Consider the following 15,150-nt stretch of genomic DNA (forward strand, 5'->3'; position numbering starts at 1 on the left):
CCCGAAATGAGCGCCCTCTATAATGCGCCGGGGGGCCCGCGCGCACCCTGACGCGCGAGCCCTGGTTCAGGCTCAGGCATTGGGCGAGGTGGTGCGCTCCTCGATGATGGTGGAGGGAGCGACCTCGTCGCGGCCCGAGGCGGCCGAGCCGTACAGGTGGCTCTCGAGGAACCAGAGGTCCTGCTCCACCTTGCCGAGCGTCTGGGTGAGCAGATCCTCGGTGACCGGGTCGTTGAGATCGCCCGCGCGCTGGATGCTGGCGCGGAGGGTGGAGGCGTAGAGGGTGATGCGGTCCACGAGCACGCGCACGTGGTCGTCGCCGTTCACCGCGCTCAGGTCGTACTCCTCCAGCTCACTGTTCTTGACGGCCAGGCGGATGGTGCCCTGGGCATAGCCTCCGAGAGCGCCCGCGCGCTCGGCGAACTCGTCCGCCTGTTTGCGCACGTGGTCGGCCACGTCGTCGAAGAGCTCATGGCGGCTGATGAAGTCCTTGCCCCGGATGTTCCAGTGGGCCTGCTTCACCTGCCAGTGCAGGTCGATGGCCGTGGCCAGGAGGACGTTGAGCAGCTCGATGAGCTCCGCGCGGGACTCGCGTGGGAGATTGATGTGGCTGGGGAACTTCGTGGTCATGCGTCATCCCTCGTCGTGGTTCCGCCCGGCCGGAAAGCCGACGGTTTCCACAGACGGTGGGGACGGCGGGGGCGCACGCCAACCCGGCCACGCACGTCCGGAGGGCAGGCGGACGTGGAGGGGGACCGGGCGTACGAGCCTCCTGCCTGCCTGTATCCTCCCTTTCCCGCTGTGTCCGGGAGGAGCCCATGGACTGGAAGGTCATCACGCGCGGTGTGCTGTGGAGTCTGGCCGTGTTGCTGCAGGCGTGTGCGGTGGGGCCCAGGGCTTCAAGTGCGTGGTCGCTCTCGACGGCATGGGGTCCCGAGGGCTCTCCAGCAGGGGTGTTGCTCCGCGAGCCGCACAGGGCGCAGACGGAGCTGTCCGAGGCCCGGCGTGCGGAGGCGGAATGCGCGCTGGGGCAGGTGTGGGGACTCGTTCGTGGCGTGGACGAAGTGGGCGCGCGAGTCGAGGTGCGCTTCTGGGCGCACGCGGGGACGCTGACGCTCCTCTCGCATCGCACGTTGGTATGACGTGCTTGACGACTCACGTTCCGCGTCGGCACTGGATACGGCTACGGAGAAGGCTCTCCGGGATGTTGAGTTGCTGCTCGCAAAGGGGTGAGGCGATGCCGTCTGCAAGTTTGCTTTCTGGTTTCGAGCGGATGCTGCAGGTGTGCCAGAAGCATGGAATCGAGCTTCATCAGCAGCCGCCAGTTTCCATTGCGCCAAGAGCAGGAGAGCCCGTCGCGGGACTCCCTTGCGATCCTCTCCTTTCAGCCGTCCATTCCCGAGTGGGAACCCTTGGTGTGTTGGACGGCTTCTTCCTGCTTCCGCTCGAAACCAAAGAGGGAGGGGGGCTTGTCACCGTGAATGAGGAGTGGCGACGGGATGGGTCCGACCCCTTCCGGAGCCTGCTCGTCTTCGCGAAGGAGCAGGCGCTTGCCTACTATTTCGCAACCGTCCCCAGCCTGGCGGATGAGCAGGGGATACAGCCAGTCGTCTGGGTCGATACCTATGAGGACCTGTATGCGCTCCCCATCGCATCGAGTATCGACCGGTTCTTCGACACCTACTCGCACTCCCTGGAGCGTCAGGTGGAGCTCATCCGCGAGGATGCCGGATTCAATGCCAGGCTCGAAGCCGAATTCGGCCCACCGGCCCCAGGCTCCATGCGGGAGCTCTGGTCCAAGGATGGACCGCGCATCAACTTTCCCTGGGAGGTGCCGGATCTCGTTGCCCGGGACGAGCCCCTGGTGAGGCTGTTGCGCGCCGGGCATTTCGACTTCCTGATGGAAGGCTGCGAGGACGCCCACGAGTGGGTGGGCAAGGTCCTGGCGGCGGCCAGCACCTGATTCCAGAGTGGGCTACTGCCGCGGAGCCTGGGCCAGCACCTCCACCGTCGCGGAGATGGCGGCGGGGGCGCTCAGCATGAACGGGTGCGCGGGCACGAAGAAGGTGCGCTCGGTGGCACCGGGCAGGCGCGCGCTGTCGGCCGGGATGACGGTGCTGTCCAGCGGCGTCCAGAAGGAGAAGACCTCGGTGTCTCCGAAGGGCTTCTCGCGGCGGTTCAGCTCGCGCAGGAAGGCGCTGTCCGGGCGCATCTGCACCAGGGCCGGATCCGCCTTCAGGTACGCCGCCCGCGTGCCGTGGTGCGGCCCGGAGATGGACACGAAGCGGCGCACGCGCGGCTGGCCCCCCAGCTCCTGAATCCAGTAGCGCGAGGACAGCGTGCCCTGGCTGAAGGCCACCACGTCGATGCGCCCGGCGCCGGTGCGCTTGCGCATGGGTGCACATGGTGGGCTCCAGGTCGACGGCCAGGCCCGCTGTGTATCAGGTCTCCAACAGGACGAAATCCACCACGGTGTTCCACAGGCGCTCGAACTGGAGCCGGCGGAAGCCGGAGCCCGAGATGAGCCAGTCCACGTGGGGCGGCCGGTGCGAGGGCTGGTCGAAGTGGCCGATCGCATCCAGGTGGTCCGCGCGCACGGCCGTCAGCACCCGCCCGTACACCTGCGAGCGCGTGGGGACGATGCCGTCACAGGCCTGCGGGCCGGGCATGGCGCCGTAGGCCTCCACCAGCGCCGCCGTCTGCGCCGGGGTGTGCAGGGGAATCGCCGTGAGGGGCATGCGCTGGGTGCGTCCGTAGAGGAAGCCGTACACGGTGTGTGTCATCTGGGCGTACGGGTCCAACCCCGCGCTCACCCGCGCGCGCAGCGACGGCGGCCGCGCCTGGGTGATGACCGAGCCGTAGCGCACCCCGGGCCGGTCCAGCGTGCTCGCGTTGAAGAGGTCGATGCCCTCGGGGGTGAGCTGGGGGACGAGCGAGGCGTCGTTGGTCACGTCGCCCAGGAAGCGCACGAGCTCCTCGCGGCGCTCGATGGAGAAGTCGCCCAGCAGCTGCTCGAAGAGCTGGTCCAGGATGGTGGGGCGGAAGCCGAGCTGCTCGTCCCAGCGCGTCAGCAGGCTGCCCAGGCGGAAGGCCACGGTCAGCGGCAGCCGGCCGAAGCGCAGCACGTACACGGTGAAGAGCGACAGCAGTTGCAGCAGCTTCTGTCCGAAGAGCCCCAGGAAGAAGGACGCCAGCGGGGTGCCCGAGTGCGGGGTGGACACCGTCACCACCGTACGCACCCGGCGGGCGAAGGGCTCCACGTCGATGTCATCGCCCAGCATCGCGCCCGGGCTGACGAACAGCCGCGAGTCCAGCCCTCCGGTGGAGTGGCCGATGAGGTGGATGGGGCCATCGTCGTTCTTCGCGCTCGCCTCGATGGCCTTGTAGAGGTCCGCGGCGCGCGTGCGGATGGAGCCGGTGGGGTGCGAGAGCACCTGCACCACCTCGACGTCCACGCCGCGGCGCGCCATCTCCGCCACGAAGTAGTCGCGCACGTGCCCGAAGTAGAGCAGCTCTCCCAGGTTGGCGAAGCCGAAGAAGCCGGGGACCAGGTAGATGTGGTGCTTCGTCGCCATTGTCCCCAACCTTCCGCAGTCCCCGCCTCCAACTCAAGTCCGACGTGCATCCTCCGTCCGCCCGGGTTGACGGCGCGCCACTCCCCGGGCCACAACCCGGCCCTTCTCCCTCCCCAGGAAGGACCACTCGCCCGTGCAACGACTGCTCGCCCTTGGCCTGCTCTTCGCCCTCCCCGCCGCCGCGGAGGAGGGGATGTGGACCTATGACGCCTTCCCCCGGGCCGCCGTGAAGGCCGCCCATGGTTTCGAGCCCTCGCAGGAATGGCTGGACTCCCTGCGGCTGTCCTCCGTGCGCCTGGCCGGGGGGTGCTCGGCGAGCTTCGTGTCCCCGGACGGGCTGGTGATGACCAACCACCACTGCATCCGCTCCTGTGTGCAGGACCTGTCCTCGCCCCAGCGCGACTACCTGGCCACGGGCTTCTATGCGAAGGAGCTGAAGGACGAGCTGCGCTGCCCCAAGGTGGAGGCCAACCAGCTCGTGGCGATGACGGACGTGACCGCGCGCCTCCAGGGCGCCACGAAGGGCCTGAGCGGCGCGGCCTTCAACACCGCGCTCAAGGCGGAGATGTCCACCATCGAGAGCGAGTGCGCCACCGGGCCCGAGGTGCGCTGTGACGTGGTGACGCTCTTCAACGGGGGCAAGTACCAGCTCTACCGGTACCGCCGCTTCCAGGACGTGCGGCTGGCCTTCGCGCCCGAGTTCTCCATGGCCGCCTTCGGCGGGGACGCGGACAACTTCAACTTCCCGCGCTACGGCTTCGACGCGGCCTTCCTGCGCGTCTGGGACGCCAACGGGCAGCCGCTGAAGACGGAGAATTCCCTGCCCTGGGCGAAGGTGGGCGCGAAGGAGGGGGACCTGGTCTTCGTCTCCGGCCATCCCGGCGCCACCCAGCGGCAGCTCACCGTGGCCGAGCTGGAGTTCCAGCGCGACGTGGCGCTGCCGTTCGCGCTGATGTACCTGGCCGAGCGGCGCGGCATGCTGCGCGAGTACGCCTCGACCTCGCCGGAGCGTTTCCGCACCACGCGGGCGCGGTTGCGCTCGGTGGAGAACGCGCTGAAGGCCCTGCGCGGCCGGCACCAGGCCCTGGCCGAGCCCTCGCTGCTCGCCGACAAGCGCAAGACCGAGGCGGACCTCCGCGCGAAGGTGGAGGCGGATCCGAAGCTCAAGGCCACCACCGCGGGCTCCTGGGCGGCCATCTCCCGCGCGCTGGACACCTACCGGCCGATGATCGCCGAGTACCGGCTGAAGGAGGACGGGTATGGCTTCTCGTCCGAGCTCTTCGAGATCGCCCAGCGGCTGGTGCGCGCGGCGGACGAGCTGCCCAAGCCCAACCCGGAGCGGCTGCGCGAGTACACGGAGGGACAGCTCCCCGCCCTGCGCATGGGGCTGCTGCGCGAGGCCCCCATCCCCGCGGAGCTGGAGGTGATTTCACTCACCTTCGGCTTCAACAAGCTGCGCGAGACGCTCGGCGCGGATGATGCGTTCGTGAAGACGGTGCTCGGCCGCGAGGCCCCGGAGGAGCTGGCGCGCGCGCTGGTGAAGGGCACGAAGCTCTTCGACGTGAAGGAGCGCAAGCGGCTGCTCGACGGCGGCAAGGCGGCGGTGGAGGCCTCGAAGGAGCCGATGATCGTGCTGGCGCGCCGGGTGGACGCGCAGGCGCGCGAGGTGCGCAAGCGCTACGAGGACACGGTGGAGTCGGTGCTGAAGAAGAATGGCGAGTTGCTCGCGCAGGCCCGGCTGGCGGCCTACGGCACCACGGGCTACCCGGACGCGACCTTCACCCTGCGCCTCAACTACGGCACGGTGAAGGGCTGGGACGAGGGCGGGCGCCAGGTGCCTCCGATGACGACGTTCGCCGGTGCGTATGAGCGCCACACGGGCAAGGAGCCCTTCCGGCTGCCGGACTCGTGGATGAAGGCCCGCGGCCAGGTGCCCGGCGAGACGCCCTTCGACATGGCCACGACGAACGACATCATCGGGGGCAACTCGGGCTCGCCCATGGTGGACCGCGAGGGCCGCGTGGTGGGGCTCATCTTCGATGGCAACCTGCACTCGCTGGGTGGCGAGTATGCCTATGTGCCGGAGAACAACCGCGCCGTGGCCGTGCACGGCGAGGGCCTGCTGCGGGCCCTCGAGCACATCTACGGCGCCGGGCGGCTCGTGAAGGAGCTGCGCGCGAACCAGCGGTAGACCCTCGCCCCCACCCTCTCCCAGAGGGAGAGGGTGCTCAGGCCGCCACCGAGCCGCTGAGCTTCCTCACCCGGCCCGAGATGGCGGTCGGGTTGAGGATGTTGTCGAACATCGGGCTCGTCTTCTCCGCCGCCTTGCGGATCTCCTCCAGCGTGGCGGCGTCCGCGTCCGTGTCCACCTCCACCGTGTACTGCAGCTCGGAGAAGCCCGCGCGCACCTTCGGGTCCAGGTTCAGGTAGCCCCTCAGGTCGAACGGCGCGCTCACCTTGATGCGCAGGTTGCGGTAGTCCAGCCCCCTCATCCGCGCCTGCGTCACCCAGCCGATCGTCAGGCACGTGCCCAGCGAGGCCAGCAGCAGCTCCATCGGATCGATGTGCTGATCCTTTCCGCCCAGCGCCGTGGGCTCGTCCGTCTCGAGCGTGAAGGAGCGGGCCTTCGTCACCGCCTGCGCCCCGTCCCGCCACTCCGTCACCGTCTCGAAGCGGCCCTTGCCCGCCTCCGGGTTGGCCGCCACGTGCGCCTTCGTCTTCTGCATCGTGTCGAGGTCGAGCGTGCAGCAGCTGCCGGTGATGGTGTCCATGCTGTCTCCAAGGTGTTCGAGGGGCGCTGAAGCTAGGTCGCTGCCATTCCAGGCCGCAACCCACCACCCGGGCACGGTCCTCCGTGACACGGGCTCCCCACCCGCCGTCACAGCGCGCGGCGGCCTGCACCCACGGTGCCCCACGCCCAGTACAGAAGCGTGCCCAGCACTCCCGCCCAGGGCACGTACGGCACTCCCGCGAGCACGCCCTCCATGCACAGGCGGATGCGGCACTCGGGCCGGTCCAGGGTGGCGCAGGCGCCGAGCAGCAGCGGCACGTGGCACGCGAGGTAGCCCATGGCCAGCCCTCGCAGCACGTCCCCGCGCACCCACCGGCGCGTCAGCACCCGCCACAGCGTGGGCAGCGCCACCAGCGTGGCCAGCGCGCTGAGCACCAGCTTCTGCTCCCGCACGTGCGTGGCCACCCACAACACGCCCACCGTCGCCAGCAGCGGCGGCCAGAGTGGAGCGTGGGGATCCTGTGGGTCCTCGGGTGCCGACATGGGTGCAGGCTCGCCCGCCACAGTAACAGGGCGACACTCCCGTGACGCCCTGTGTCGGCTCCCGGACTCTCGCTCTCCCCGTGCGTTGTGCGCTGCGTCAGTAATACTTACGTTCATCCGAGCCAACAGGTGGGATTAGGCGCGGCTGTCTGGCTGCCCCCGGGCAGACCAGGTGAGTGTCTCTCAAGTAACATTCGCTTTCGTGGCGGGGGGGAGAAGGAGACGCGTTGATGATGGCGGAAGTGCCGCAACCGGAACCCAGGAAGGTAGCGGCCATCATGTTCACGGACATGGTGGAGCTCAGCCCCGAGGCTCGGCGGGACGAGGCGCTCAACCAGGAGCTGCGTCAGGAGCATGGCCGGCTGGTACGCGGTCTGCTCACCGGTCATGGAGGCCGGGAGATCAAACAGTTGGAAGATGGTTTCCTCGTCGAGTTCGACGAGGCCCTGCCCGCGGTGGCCTGCGCGCTGGAGTTGCAGTCGGCGCTGTGCGCGCGCAACGAATGTGTCCCGCAGACGCGCCGGGTGGAGCTGCGCATCGGCATCCACCTGGGCTCGGTGGTGCACCGGGATGGCGACATCTTCGGCGAGGGCGTCAACGTGGCCGCCCGCCTGGAGTCGCTCGCCCGGCCCGGCTCCCTCTACGTCAGTGAGCCGGTGGTGCAGCAGGTGCAGAGCCAGGTCCTGGCGCCCGTGGTGCGTCTGGGCCGGGGAGACCTGAAGAACATCCGCCTGCCGGTGCCCGTCTACCGCATCGATCCGCCCGTGCGCCGGCGCCGTGCCTCGTGGATGTCCCGCCTGCGCGACCTGCTGCGGACCGGGAGCTGAGCTCGCGCGGCGCGGGGGCGCTGTAAGGTGCGCCCCCATGAAAGAGCTCACCCTCGTCGTCGCCTCGAAGAACTACTCCTCCTGGTCGCTGCGGCCCTATCTCGCGCTCGCCCACACCGGGCAGCCCTTCCGCGAGGTGGTGGTGCCGCTGGGCCAGGCGGACACCGCCGCGAGCATCGCGAAGTACTCGCCCAGTGGCCGGGTGCCGGCGCTGCTGCACGGGGACCTCGTCATCTGGGACTCGCTGGCCATCTGCGAGTACCTCGCCGAGCAGTTCCCCCAGGCGAAGCTGTGGCCCCAGGACAGCGCCGCGCGCGCCCTGGCCCGCTCCGTCACCGCGGAGATGCACTCGGGCTTCGCCCACCTGCGCAACCACATGCCCATGAACCTCCACGCCCGCAGGCCCGGCGAGGGCCGCGCCCCCGGCGTCGCCGAGGACATCTCCCGCATCACCTCGCTGTGGACGGAGTGCCGCACGCGCTTCGGCCAGGGCGGGCCGTTCCTCTTCGGCGCCTTCTCCATCGCGGATGCCTTCTACGCGCCCGTCGTCACGCGCTTCGTCACCTATGACGTGGAGCTGGACGCGGTGGGCGCCGCCTACAGGGACGCGGTGCTCGCCCTGCCGGCGATGAAGGCCTGGACGGAGGCCGCGCGCCACGAGCCGCCCGTGGCGCGCTACGAGAAGAAGTAGCCGCTACAGCCCCAGCGCCTTCAGCTGCGCGTCGAAGGCCTGGGCGGTGGTGAAGAGGTGGCCGCGGATGCCCAGCGCGCTCGCGGCCTGGACGAACTCGGGGATGTCGTCGAAGAAGGCGGCCTCCTGGGGCTCGCAGCCCGCGTGCTTCAGGGCCTCCTGGTAGATGGCGGGCTCGGGCTTCACCAGGCCCACCTCGCAGCTGAGCACCAGGTGATCGAAGCGCTCCAGCACCGGCAGCCTCGGCCGCAGCCAGGCCATGTGCAGCACGTTGGTGTTGGACAGCAGCACCAGCTTCACCCGCCCCACCAGCCCCCGCACCCGCGGCAGCACCGCCTCGTGCACGGTGAAGTGGCTGCTCCACAGGGCGTTGAACTCCTCGGCCGGCAGGTCCACCCCCAGCGCGCCACACACGTCGCGCCGGATGCCCTCGGCGCCGACGAGACCCCGGTTGGCCGCCGTCCAGCCCGCGCCCGCCAACCGGCGCTCGGCCTCCGCGGGCGGGAGCCCCGCCCTCGCCCCCAGCCTGCGGAACAGCAGGGCATTGTCGTGGAAGACGAGAACGTTGCCGAGGTCCAGGATGATGGCGCGAGGTGGAGGGCTCATGGACCGGGTTTTATACCCGGTAGCTGCGCGCTACGTGCTGCATCTGCTCGGCCACCTCGCGCAACGACTGCGTCACGCGCTGGGTGGCCTGCAGTCCCACCATGGTGTCGTGCATCAGGCTGGAGAGGTCCGTCAGGGCGCCGAAGATTTCATTGATGCCCGCGTTCTGCTGGCTCACCGCGCCGGAGATCTGCCGCACCGCGTTCATGTTGTCCTGCACGATGCCGCTGAGCGCCTGGATGCTCTCGCCGCTGGTGCGCGCCTGCGCCAGGCCCGCCTCCATGCGCGCCTGGCCCTGCTCGCTCAGCTCCACCGTCTTGCGGATGGCCTGGGTGATGTCCTCGAGCAGCCCTCCCACCTGGCCGGTGGAGTGGATGGACTGGTTGGCCAGGGTGCGGATCTCCTTGGCCACGATGCCAAAGCCCTTGCCGTGCTCGCCGGAGCGCACCGCCTCGATGGCCGCGTTGAGCGCCAGCATGTTGGAGCGGTCCGCCAGCCCCTTCACCGTCTGGGTGATGCCGCCGATGCGCTGGGCGCGCTCGTTGAGCCCGCTGATCTGCTCGGACATCTCGTTCACCTGGTCGCGCAGCGCCTGGAAGCCCCCCATGCTCTCGGCCAGCGCGCGGGCGCCGCTCTGGCCCAGCTCATCGGCGCGCGTGGCCACCGTCAGCACCGCGGCGGCGCGCTCGGCCGCCACCTCCGACGTCTGTTTGATCTCCTGCGCCGTCACCTGCGTCTGCTGCAGGGCCGCCGCCTGGCGGGTGAGGTTGTTCTCCTCCTGCTCGGCGGCGCGCGTCAGCTCGGCCACGGTGTCGGTGAGCACCTGCGTGCCGCGCTGCAGGCTCTCGGTCGTCTCGCGCAGGTGGTCCACCAGCTGCACGAAGGAGCGGGCCAGCTCGCCCACCTCGTCGTCCGAGCGCACGTCGGGCTTCTGGGTGAGGTCTCCCTCCTGGACGATGCGGTGCACCACCTGGCTCAGCCGGGTGATGGGGGCGGTGATGCCGCGCGACAGCAGCAGGGCGGCCAGGGCGGCCAGCCCCGCCACGGCCAGCACCGCCGCCGCGATGCCGGCGCGCATCTGGTTCATCCGGGCGTAGACCTCCTCCGGATCCGAGAGGGCCACGAAGCGCCAGCCATCGCCCACGTCCGGAATCTCCGGCCCGTTGATGGCCTGCTCGGCCACGGCGTCGGGGATGTTCCAGGCGTCCTTGCCCCGCGAGTCGAAGAGCACCGCGCCCGAGGCGGTGCGCACCTCCAGGGCGAAGCTCTCGTTCTTGCGCGAGCGGGCGCGGGCCAGCGCGGCCTTCACCACCTCGCCCACCTGGCCCCAGTCATACGCGGCCAGCAGCACGCCCAGCCGCCGCCCGCCCCGCGACTCCATCACCGGCGCCGCCAGGTGCAGCACCTGCATGCCGAAGACGGGGTCCTCCTGGGTGAGCGTCGTGCTGGTGAAGCGCCCCTCCTGGGCCGCCTTGAACCAGGCCGCGTCGCGCACCAGCGCCTCCTGTCCCGCGAAGGAGTCGCGCAGGGCCGGCGTGCTGGCGGACACGGCCCGGCCGTCCTCGGTGAAGAGCACCAGCCCGGTGAAGGTGGTGTAGCGCAGCTGCAGCCGCGACAGCACTCCGTCGCTCAGCGCGTAGGTGTCGCGCTGCAGCGACTCGCGCAGCAGCGTGTCCTCCGCCCAGCTGCGCACGCTCGTCTCGCGCTCCACCAGCGAGGCCTCCACCAGATCCTTCAGGCCCTCCGCCTCGATGCGGAGCATCTCGTGCACCTGCGCCTGCATCATCCGTTGGGTGCTGCTGACCCCCGCCCACGTGGAGAGCAGCAGCGGCACGACGGCCAGCAGGGTGACGTACAGCGTCAGGCGGCCGCGCAGCTTGAGGGTGCCGATCAGGGGAAGTTTCATGAATCTCGTGACGTCCGCGGGATGGCGCCGAGAGGACCCCAATGTCCTCACAGCCGACGCCTCCTCCCTCCTGTACCACGGAGCGCGCCCGAGCGGCGCGGCCACGTACCAGGATGTAGGCCCAGGTGGGGGCTCCAGACGGACGAGGCCCGGAGCGGGAAGGAGCTCCGGGCCGCCTGCCTGTGCGGCTGCCTACCTAGGAGAGCGGGATGCGCTCGGGCAGCTCGCGGTCCGGCACGTTCATGTAGTCCGCCCGGAAGTCGAGCATCAGCCGCTGGTGCACGCGGGGGCTGATGAGCTTGCGCAGCAGGCCGAGCAGTCCGGGCGGGGCGGCGATGACGAGCCGGTCGTAGGCGTGGTCATTCAGGCCACGCTCCAGCCGGGCGGAGAGCTCGCGGGCGAAGCGATCGATCTCCAGCTGCTGGCGAGCATCGGGCTGGTTCTCGGGTTGGGGTTTGTGCAGGGAGCCGGCGTTGGGGTTGTCCGGCTGGTTGAGCAGCTGCCGGGACATGGACCGGCTCTCCTCGTGGTGGAACTCCTCCTTGAGGTTCCAGACCTCCGCGCGCTCATCCGTCGAGAAGAGCTTGGCCCGGCTCCCATTGGCCACCAATATCCACAGCGCGTCCGCCATCGTTCATCCTCCTGCCTCTTGAGGTGCGGACCCCCACCGTCCCCGGCAAGCTTCCTTCCCCCGGGGCACCCGTGCCGGGGCGCCGGGCGGGCGGGCGCCGGGGCACCTTCCCTGGAGCCGGGGGCCTGGCATATGCCCGGGGGGCGACCGGGGATGCACCCCGGGACGGAAGCTTTTTCGGCGGGAGGCCGAGGACGATGCGCGAGATGGGTGAAGCGGCGGCCAGCTGGCTGGTGGGCAGGCTGGGGGAGATGGAAGAAGCGCTCGCCGCGCTGGTGGAGGTGAACTCCTGGACGGAGAACGCGGAGGGCGGCCGCGAGGTGGGTGCCCTGCTGCGCGAGCAGTTCACCATGCCGGGGCTGGCGGCGGAGGTGGTGAAGAGCACGCGGTACGCGGACCACCTGGTGTTCCGCTCGGAGGGCCGGGCGGGGCTGGCGCCGGTGGCGCTGGTGGGCCATCTGGACACGGTGTTCCCCCCGGGCAAGTTCGAGGGCTACCGGAAGGATGGGGCGCTGCGGCGCGGGCCGGGCGTGCTGGACATGAAGGGCGGGCTCGTCGTCATCGCGTGGGCGCTCAAGGCGCTCGCGGCGTCGGGGGGCCTGGAGAAGCTGCCGCCGCTGCGGCTGGTGGTGGTGTCGGACGAGGAGGTGGGCTCGCCCGAGGGCGCCGAGGTCATCCGCAAGGCGATCGCCGGAGCGGGGGCGTGCCTCGTGTTCGAGTCCGGCCGGGCGGCGGACGCCATCATCACCCGGCGCAAGGGCACCGGCATGGCCGTGGCGGTGGCGCATGGCAAGGCCGCCCACGCGGGCAACGCGCACCAGGAGGGGGCCAACGCGTTGTGGGCGATTGCCCGCTTCGTGGACCGGGTGCAGCAGCTCACCGACTACCCGCGTGGCATCACCGTCAACGTGGGCAAGGTGACGGGAGGGCAGGGGAAGAACACGGTGCCGGACCACGCGGTGGCGGAGGTGGACCTGCGCTTCTGCACGCGCGCGGACGGGGAGGAGCTGGTGCGGCGCTTCGGTCAGGCGGCCGAGGAGGCCGCGGCCGGCGTTCCCGGCACGCGCATCGAGGTGAAGGGTGGGGTGGCCCGTGAGCCGCTCGAGCGCACCGAGGCCTCCGCGGCGCTGATGGCGGCGTATGGCGCGTGTGCCCACGCGTCCGGGCTGGGCCATGGCGAGGCGCCGCTGGTGGGCGGTGGCTCGGACGCGAGCACCTCGTCCGCCATGGGGATTCCGTCCATCGACGGGCTGGGCCCTCGGGGCAAGGGCTTCCACACGGTGGACGAGTTCATCGAGGTGGACACCCTGATTCCCAAGGCCCAGGCGCTGGTGCGCTACCTCGTGTCGCGCGCGGGGTAGGCCGAGGGTTGCCGGGAGCGGGGCTGGCAACGGCTCCGCTTCCAGCGGTGGGATTCAGACTTCCTCGTCGGGCAGGAGCGTGCGCAGCAACTCGTCATCGGGGTTGAGCGGGCGCCAGCCAGGAGGGGGCGGAGTGGCGAGGAGCGAGTCGCCAGCCCTTCTTACACGCTCCTTATGTGTTTCAGGAGCGTCGGCCGTCCATGCTCCGAGCGCCAAGGCAACCTCTCCACGGTTTGCATCGTCCAGTACGGACGGCCAGCCGTCAGGGAGGCTTTCCGCAAGTTCGCGCACGAGAACATCACGCACAAAGCGTGTAACCCGGTGACTTCGCTCTGCCTCGGCAAGCAACCCCCCTGAACACCAGCACCCCGGCGACGTCGTCCTTGCCAAGCTCCTCGGCCAGCAAATACACAGGAACGCCGGGGCGCGCCTCGGCGAAAGCGGTGAGGGAGTCGTAGCCGTGCTCGCGTACCCGCTCATACAGGCGGGCCACCCAGTTGCCCCGCCAAGCCCGTCCGCTGCTCATCGCCCTCTCCAGTAGGTGGAATTCAGACTTCCTCGTCGGGCAGGAGTGTGAGCAGTAGCGCGTCGTCGGGGCCGAGTGGGCGCCAGCCGGGCCGTGGTGGCGTGGCGAGCAACGCATCGCTGGCCCGGTTGACGCGCGCCTGGTGCGTCGCCGGAGTGAAGCCAAACCAGGAGCCGAGCGCCATGGCAACTTCCAAACGGGCTTCATCGTCCATGACGGACGGCCAGCCGTCAGGGAAGCTCTCGTGGAGTTCACGCACAAATTGGCTGCGCACCAGGCGAGTTACCTGATGGCTTCGCTCAGCCTCATCAACCAGTCCCTTGAATACCTGCACCGCGTTGAGGTCGTCCCCTAGTTCATCGGCCAGCTCAACCAGGGGGAGGGTCGGGTGTGCGTCTGCGAAGGCGGTGAGCGAACCGAAACCGCGAGCACGAACCCGCTCATACATGCGGGCTGTCCAGTGGCCCTGCCAGGACCGGTTCTCGCTCATCACCTTCTCCCCGGGACGAAGTTCATCGGGATCTTATAGCGCTTCATCTCTCTTGCGATGAGCTTCAGGATCGCATTCGGTGTCAACATACGGCCTGCCTTGGACTCAGCTTGGCGCAGTACGCTCATAATCATCTGGTTCCATTCGTCGGGCCAGGTGCGCCCCAGCTTCCAGTTCCCCCCACCGTGGATGGCCTGGTGGTGTGCCTGCTCCAGTTTCACGCAGAACTGGTCGATGTCCATCTCGCCGATAAAGCCGCGCTTCTCGAACCACTCGCGGAACTCCTGCGGCATGACGTGGTGCCGGGGTGGCTCGGCCATGCCAGCCCCCGCTCTGTCCGTCACGCGCATGCCCCGCACCTCGGGCCCCTCGCCCAGCGCCTCGCGCACGCCGCGCGGCAACTCCCCGTGCGCCATCATCACCTGGCCGGCCTGTATGCGTACGGCCGCGCTGACGGCGGGAAGGGAGAGGACGCCGGCCCGCACCAGCCGCTGCATCATCTCCACCCACTCGGCGGAGACGACAAGGCGCGTGCCCATCATCACGCCGTGCGAGCCCACCACGAAACCCATGCCCAGCGTCGCAGGAGCCGCCGCGCGCAGCGCGGGCAGGGTGAACTTCAGCGCCGACACCAGGGTGAGTGCCTCCGCGGCCTCCTTGAGCACCAGTATCTTCTGGAGGGTCTCCGCTCCCTTGCGCACGGTCTCTCGCAATGCCTCGAACTCGCGGGTGAGGTGACCCACCAGGGCGGGCATGTCCTCCGCCGTCGCCTCCACCCGCGCGGGCTCCAGGGAGGAGAGCGCCGTCAGGGCGGGCTCGAGCAGCGTCTGGAAGCGGTCCATGTCCACGTACAACCACTCCACGCTGTAGAGGCGGCGGGAGAGCGCGTCGTCGGTGAGGAGGAGGAAGTCGAACCAGACGGCCACCAGCAGGGCACCGAGCATGGCGGCCTCCAGCCGGGGGCCGGCCAGGCGCAGCAGGGCCAGCTGCATGTCCGGGTCCTCCACTTGGGAGGCGGCGGTGGCCAGGCGGGTGGCGGCGGCCAACTCGGCGTCCATCCACCGCAGCTGACGTTCCCCATGGTCGACGTAGCGGACGAAGATGCCGTTGCCCGCACGAGCGATGCCCTGGTGGCTGGCCCGGAGTCTGGGCAGCTCACGGGAAAGGCGGCGGGTGGAGGCGGACACCTCGTCCACGGCCCCCAGCAAAGCCAGGTGGGACGCCAGGGCGCTCCCCCGTGCCTGGGTGTCCGCATCGCCCGGG

At 69.8% G+C, this 15,150-nt stretch carries 16 protein-coding genes and 1 pseudogene; 6 read left to right on the plus strand and 11 right to left on the minus strand.

The window, feature by feature from the left end; genetic code table 11:
- Window positions 1–72: 72 nt before the first annotated feature.
- On the minus strand, window positions 73–630 hold the full coding sequence (gene dps, locus VFZ09_RS10995) for a DNA starvation/stationary phase protection protein Dps (RefSeq protein ID WP_329727482.1): 558 nt from the start codon (window positions 628–630) through the stop codon (window positions 73–75).
- Between the two features lie 188 nt (window positions 631–818).
- Here dps and VFZ09_RS11000 point away from each other — a divergent pair, with 188 nt between their 5' ends.
- Both VFZ09_RS11000 and VFZ09_RS11005 read left to right on the plus strand, forming a co-directional pair.
- On the plus strand, window positions 819–1,142 hold the full coding sequence (locus VFZ09_RS11000; protein WP_329727483.1) for a hypothetical protein: 324 nt from the start codon (window positions 819–821) through the stop codon (window positions 1,140–1,142).
- Between the two features lie 278 nt (window positions 1,143–1,420).
- Window positions 1,421–1,963, plus strand: coding sequence for a hypothetical protein (locus VFZ09_RS11005; RefSeq protein WP_329727484.1), 543 nt, complete (start codon window positions 1,421–1,423; stop codon window positions 1,961–1,963).
- Between the two features lie 12 nt (window positions 1,964–1,975).
- Here VFZ09_RS11005 and VFZ09_RS11010 read toward each other — a convergent pair whose 3' ends face one another.
- Window positions 1,976–2,395 carry a hypothetical protein gene (locus VFZ09_RS11010; protein ID WP_329727485.1) on the minus strand — a complete coding sequence of 140 codons (420 nt, stop codon included), beginning with the start codon at window positions 2,393–2,395 and terminating at the stop codon, window positions 1,976–1,978.
- Between the two features lie 46 nt (window positions 2,396–2,441).
- Window positions 2,442–3,575: a triacylglycerol lipase gene (locus tag VFZ09_RS11015; protein WP_329727486.1), complete on the minus strand. Its 1,134-nt coding sequence runs from the start codon at window positions 3,573–3,575 to the stop codon at window positions 2,442–2,444.
- A 193-nt stretch (window positions 3,576–3,768) separates the two neighbouring features.
- Between VFZ09_RS11015 and VFZ09_RS11020 the strand changes: the two genes are divergently transcribed.
- On the plus strand, window positions 3,769–5,766 hold the full coding sequence (locus VFZ09_RS11020) for a S46 family peptidase (protein ID WP_329727498.1): 1,998 nt from the start codon (window positions 3,769–3,771) through the stop codon (window positions 5,764–5,766).
- 37 nt (window positions 5,767–5,803) lie between these two features.
- Here VFZ09_RS11020 and VFZ09_RS11025 read toward each other — a convergent pair whose 3' ends face one another.
- Window positions 5,804–6,346 carry an OsmC family protein gene (locus VFZ09_RS11025; protein ID WP_329727487.1) on the minus strand — a complete coding sequence of 181 codons (543 nt, stop codon included), beginning with the start codon at window positions 6,344–6,346 and terminating at the stop codon, window positions 5,804–5,806.
- A gap of 107 nt (window positions 6,347–6,453) precedes the next feature.
- Window positions 6,454–6,849 (minus strand): hypothetical protein, encoded by a 396-nt coding sequence (locus tag VFZ09_RS11030; RefSeq protein WP_329727488.1) that lies wholly within the window; start codon window positions 6,847–6,849, stop codon window positions 6,454–6,456.
- Between the two features lie 233 nt (window positions 6,850–7,082).
- On the opposite strand from VFZ09_RS11030, the gene VFZ09_RS11035 reads away from it, so the two are divergent.
- Window positions 7,083–7,676: an adenylate/guanylate cyclase domain-containing protein gene (locus VFZ09_RS11035; RefSeq protein WP_329727499.1), complete on the plus strand. Its 594-nt coding sequence runs from the start codon at window positions 7,083–7,085 to the stop codon at window positions 7,674–7,676.
- A 37-nt stretch (window positions 7,677–7,713) separates the two neighbouring features.
- Complete coding sequence (locus VFZ09_RS11040; protein WP_329727489.1) at window positions 7,714–8,367, plus strand: glutathione S-transferase family protein; 654 nt, start codon at window positions 7,714–7,716, stop codon at window positions 8,365–8,367.
- A gap of 3 nt (window positions 8,368–8,370) precedes the next feature.
- Here VFZ09_RS11040 and VFZ09_RS11045 read toward each other — a convergent pair whose 3' ends face one another.
- The 3 genes from VFZ09_RS11045 to VFZ09_RS11055 form a co-directional block, all read right to left on the minus strand.
- Complete coding sequence (locus VFZ09_RS11045; protein WP_329727490.1) at window positions 8,371–8,973, minus strand: HAD family phosphatase; 603 nt, start codon at window positions 8,971–8,973, stop codon at window positions 8,371–8,373.
- A gap of 10 nt (window positions 8,974–8,983) precedes the next feature.
- Window positions 8,984–10,879 (minus strand): methyl-accepting chemotaxis protein, encoded by a 1,896-nt coding sequence (locus tag VFZ09_RS11050; protein ID WP_329727491.1) that lies wholly within the window; start codon window positions 10,877–10,879, stop codon window positions 8,984–8,986.
- Window positions 10,880–11,075: 196 nt separating this feature from the next.
- Entirely contained in the window at window positions 11,076–11,510 is a 435-nt protein-coding gene (locus VFZ09_RS11055) for a host attachment protein (protein WP_329727492.1), read from the minus strand.
- A 197-nt stretch (window positions 11,511–11,707) separates the two neighbouring features.
- Between VFZ09_RS11055 and VFZ09_RS11060 the strand changes: the two genes are divergently transcribed.
- Window positions 11,708–12,871 (plus strand): M20 family metallopeptidase, encoded by a 1,164-nt coding sequence (locus VFZ09_RS11060; protein ID WP_329727493.1) that lies wholly within the window; start codon window positions 11,708–11,710, stop codon window positions 12,869–12,871.
- Window positions 12,872–12,925: 54 nt separating this feature from the next.
- On the opposite strand, the pseudogene VFZ09_RS11065 reads toward VFZ09_RS11060, so the two are convergent.
- From VFZ09_RS11065 to VFZ09_RS11075, 3 genes and pseudogenes are all read right to left on the minus strand, one after another.
- A pseudogene (locus tag VFZ09_RS11065) lies at window positions 12,926–13,397 on the minus strand (NUDIX hydrolase).
- Between the two features lie 22 nt (window positions 13,398–13,419).
- Window positions 13,420–13,887 carry an NUDIX hydrolase gene (locus VFZ09_RS11070; protein ID WP_329727494.1) on the minus strand — a complete coding sequence of 156 codons (468 nt, stop codon included), beginning with the start codon at window positions 13,885–13,887 and terminating at the stop codon, window positions 13,420–13,422.
- On the minus strand, window positions 13,887–15,150 hold a 1,264-nt coding region (locus VFZ09_RS11075), incomplete at its 5' end, for a DUF2380 domain-containing protein (RefSeq protein WP_329727495.1). The genes VFZ09_RS11070 and VFZ09_RS11075, both read right to left, overlap by 1 nt.

The organism is Archangium sp., from assembly GCF_036277355.1.
Classification (GTDB): Bacteria; Myxococcota; Myxococcia; order Myxococcales; family Myxococcaceae; genus Archangium.